Origin of the sequence: Micromonospora sp. NPDC049799 (assembly GCF_040656655.1) — a bacterium.
Taxonomy (GTDB): domain Bacteria; phylum Actinomycetota; class Actinomycetes; order Mycobacteriales; family Micromonosporaceae; genus Micromonospora.
Genome location: NZ_JBFAMU010000553.1, coordinates 1 through 3,056, shown reverse-complemented (window position 1 = coordinate 3,056; position 3,056 = coordinate 1). Strand labels below are relative to the sequence as shown.

Genomic DNA, 3,056 nt, shown 5'->3' with positions numbered 1-3,056 from the left:
TGGCGATGCTGGCCGGCGGCGACTTCATCAAGACCTCCACCGGCAAGGTCCCGGTCGCGGCCACCCTGCCGGTGACCCTGGTGATGCTGGAGGCGACGGTGCCCCGCATCGGCCAGGTGCGCAGGGCCTCCCGGCGCTCCAGCGCGGCCCGTACGTCCGCCTCGGACAGCGCCGGCAGCCGGACCCCCAGCGACCACAGGCCACTCGCCAGGTCCTGGGCCTGCATGGCGCCGAGCCACTCCACCACGTCGGACACGCCGTCCGCGCGCCTGGTGGGGCGGGGCCGCAGCAGCAGGCCGGTCATCCGCAGCGCGAGTGCCGCGCGTGGGGTCAGGTCGACGGTCACTGTCCTCCTCCGGGTCGCGGTCAGCCTAGGACCCGGCACCGACACCGAGGCATAGGCCGCTTCCGAGGGGGGATGCGGCGCGCGGAGGTATGCGCGCCAGCGCACGGGAGGGAGTGACATGACTGCGTACAACGAGCCGGCCCGGGGTGCCGGCGCACCGACCCGCACCGAGCGGCGCGGGGGACCGGGCACGGCGGCGAAGACCAGCGCCGCCGCCACCTTCGCACTGGTCTTCGGCGTTGCCGCCCTGATCAGCGTGCTCACCGCGATCCTCGCCTGGATCGGCGTGGTGCTCGCCATCATCGGCGTGATCCTGGGCATCGTCGGCCTCAAGATGGCCCGCCGTCCGGGTGTGACCGGCCGGGGAGTCGCGATCGGCGGTCTGGTGCTCAGTGTGCTCGCCCTGCTGATCGGACTCGCGCTCGGCGCGGGCATCTCCACGTTCCTCAACAACGAGGGCGCGGTGGACCGGCTCCAGCAGCAGGTCGACGACCTGCGGGACCGCATCGAGCAGTGACGGGGTCGCGACCCCTGATCGCGCTACGCCAGCGACGGTGCCGGCGGAGCGCGATCCCCCGTTCAGGTCGACCGGCGCGGGGGCGGCCGTCGTACGGCCGGCGCCGGTGCGACCAGGATCCCCGCCTGCGGCACGGCGGGAGCCGATGCCGGCCGGAACTTGCGGAAATCTTGAGCCACGGTCACAGCTGTCGATGCATGACCAGTAGGTCCACGTACCCCTGCGTCGGGTGCCGAAAGCCCTCCGGCACCCGGCCGACGACGGTGAAGCCGAGCGAGCGCCACAGGGCCACCGCCGGGGTGTTGGTGGCCACCACGGCGTTGAACTGCATGGCCCGGTAGCCGTCGGCGCGGGCCCGCTCGAGCACGTACGCGCCGAGCGCCCGCCCCACCCCGCGCCGGCCGGCGGCGGGATCCACCATGAAGCTCGCGTTGGCCACGTGGTCGCCCGGCCCGAGCTGGTTCGGGGTGAGCTTCGCCGATCCGAGCACCGTGCCGTCGGCGTCGACGGCGACCACGGTGCGGCCCGGCGGCGGCACCATCCACAGCGTCCGCGCGTGCTCCTCGCCCACGTCGCGCGGCCACGTGTACGTCTCGCCGGCCGCCACGATCTCGCGCAGGAACGGCCAGATCCGGGGCCAGTCGGCAGGGCTCGCCTCCCTGATCTCCATCTGCCGATCATGTCACCCGGTGCCTCCCGCCAGGCCGGCGTTTGACGCGGCAAGTAACGGGAAGTCGTCGGGGCTGATCCGATATCTGAGGAGGGGAACATTCGATGGCTGCCCAGACCAAGGTCGCGGTGATCTACTACAGCGCGACCGGCATCACGTACCAGATGGCGCAGGCGGTGTGCGAGGCCGCTGGTGAGGCCGGCGCCGAGGTGCGGCTGCGCAAGGTGCGCGAGCTGGCGCCGGACGAGGCGATCCGCTCCAACTCGGGGTGGCAGGCGCACCACCTGGAGACCCAGGACGTGCCGGAGGCACAGATCGACGACATCTCCTGGGCCGACGTGGTGATCTTCGGATCCCCGACCCGGTACGGCATGATCGCCGCCCAGCTCAAGCAGTTCATCGACACCACGGGACCGCTGTGGGCGCAGGGCGCGCTGGTCGACAAGGTCTACTCGGCGTTCACCTCGACCGCCACCTCCCACGGCGGCCAGGAGACCACGCTGGTCTCGCTGTACACGATCATCCACCACTGGGGGGGCATCGTGGTCACCCCCGGGTACACCGACCCGAGCCAGTTCGTCGCCGGCAACCCCTACGGCGCGTCGCACACCAGCAACAACGGCGAGATCGCGCCGGACAGCATCGCGCTGGGCGCGGCCGCGTTGCAGGCCCGGCGGGCGGTTCAGATCAGTACCGCGCTGAAGAAGGGCATGGCCGGCTGAGCGTGGAGGCGACCGGCGTTCCGTGCGGGGGCTCTCGGCCCGCCCGGAGCGCCGGTCGCCTCCACCGGTACCCGTGCCGGGAGCGTCTACGCCCGTTCCGCCACGGCGGACCGCGATCCGGCCGACGGGGCCGGGAGCAGACCGTCCAGCAACTCCGCCAGGACCGCGACACCGTCGGGGCTCAGCACCGACTCCGGATGGAACTGCACCCCGGCGAAGCCGTCGCCGCGCACCGCGTGCACCGCGCCGTCGGCGCCGTCGCGGGCCACCGCCACCGGCCCGTACGCGGTGGCCAGCTCGTCGGCGCCGGCCCGGGCGGTGAACGTGGAGTAGAAGCCCACCCGGCGGGGCGTGCCGAACAGCGTGACCTCCCGCTGGAGCCCCTGGTAGGGCGCGTCCCGGCGGTGCCGCGGCAGTCCGAGCAGCCCGGACAGCAGCTGGTGACCCAGGCACACCGCCAGGGTCGGCCGGCGCTCGGCCAACAGGCCGGTGAGCAGCCCGCGCATCGCCACCATCTTCGGGTCGTCCGGGCTGCCCGGGTCGCCGGGGCCGGGGCCGACCACCACGAGGTCGTACGCGTCCACCGGCCCGGTCACGTGCCACGGCCGCACCTCGACGGCGAGGCCGAGCGCGCCGAGCTGGTGCGCCAGCATGCCGGTGAAGGTGTCCTCGCCGTCCACGATCAGTGCCCGTCGCCCGGCCAGCCCGGGGCGCCCCGGCGCGTCCGCGGCCCGCTGGTCCAGCCAGAACCGGGCCAGCGGCGCGTTGCGGGCGGCCAGCGCGGCGCGCACCTCCGGGTCG

The 3,056-nt window shown here is 73.7% G+C and carries 4 protein-coding genes and 2 pseudogenes; 3 read left to right on the top strand and 3 right to left on the bottom strand.

Features of this window, described 5'->3' with window-relative positions; genetic code table 11:
* Nucleotides 1–95: pseudogene (locus AB0I76_RS26210) on the top strand (deoxyribose-phosphate aldolase); the annotation flags it as partial.
* Here AB0I76_RS26210 and AB0I76_RS26205 read toward each other — a convergent pair.
* Nucleotides 95–304, bottom strand: a pseudogene (locus tag AB0I76_RS26205) (crosslink repair DNA glycosylase YcaQ family protein); the annotation flags it as partial. The pseudogenes AB0I76_RS26210 and AB0I76_RS26205 sit on opposite strands and share 1 nt — an antisense overlap.
* Nucleotides 305–464: 160 nt before the next feature.
* Between AB0I76_RS26205 and AB0I76_RS26200 the strand changes: the two are divergent.
* The gene (locus AB0I76_RS26200) at nt 465–863 is read left to right on the top strand and encodes a DUF4190 domain-containing protein (protein WP_357040684.1); all 399 of its coding nucleotides are present in this window, start codon (nt 465–467) and stop codon (nt 861–863) included.
* A gap of 181 nt (nt 864–1,044) precedes the next feature.
* On the opposite strand, the gene AB0I76_RS26195 is transcribed toward AB0I76_RS26200, so the two are convergent.
* Complete coding sequence (locus AB0I76_RS26195) at nt 1,045–1,533, bottom strand: GNAT family N-acetyltransferase (RefSeq protein WP_357040681.1); 489 nt, start codon at nt 1,531–1,533, stop codon at nt 1,045–1,047.
* A 104-nt stretch (nt 1,534–1,637) separates the two neighbouring features.
* Here AB0I76_RS26195 and wrbA point away from each other — a divergent pair, with 104 nt between their 5' ends.
* Nucleotides 1,638–2,255 (top strand): NAD(P)H:quinone oxidoreductase, encoded by a 618-nt coding sequence (gene wrbA, locus AB0I76_RS26190; protein WP_357040678.1) that lies wholly within the window; start codon nt 1,638–1,640, stop codon nt 2,253–2,255.
* Nucleotides 2,256–2,341: 86 nt separating this feature from the next.
* Here wrbA and AB0I76_RS26185 read toward each other — a convergent pair.
* The coding region (locus AB0I76_RS26185) for an aminodeoxychorismate/anthranilate synthase component II (protein WP_357040675.1) at nt 2,342–3,056 on the bottom strand (715 nt) is incomplete at its 5' end.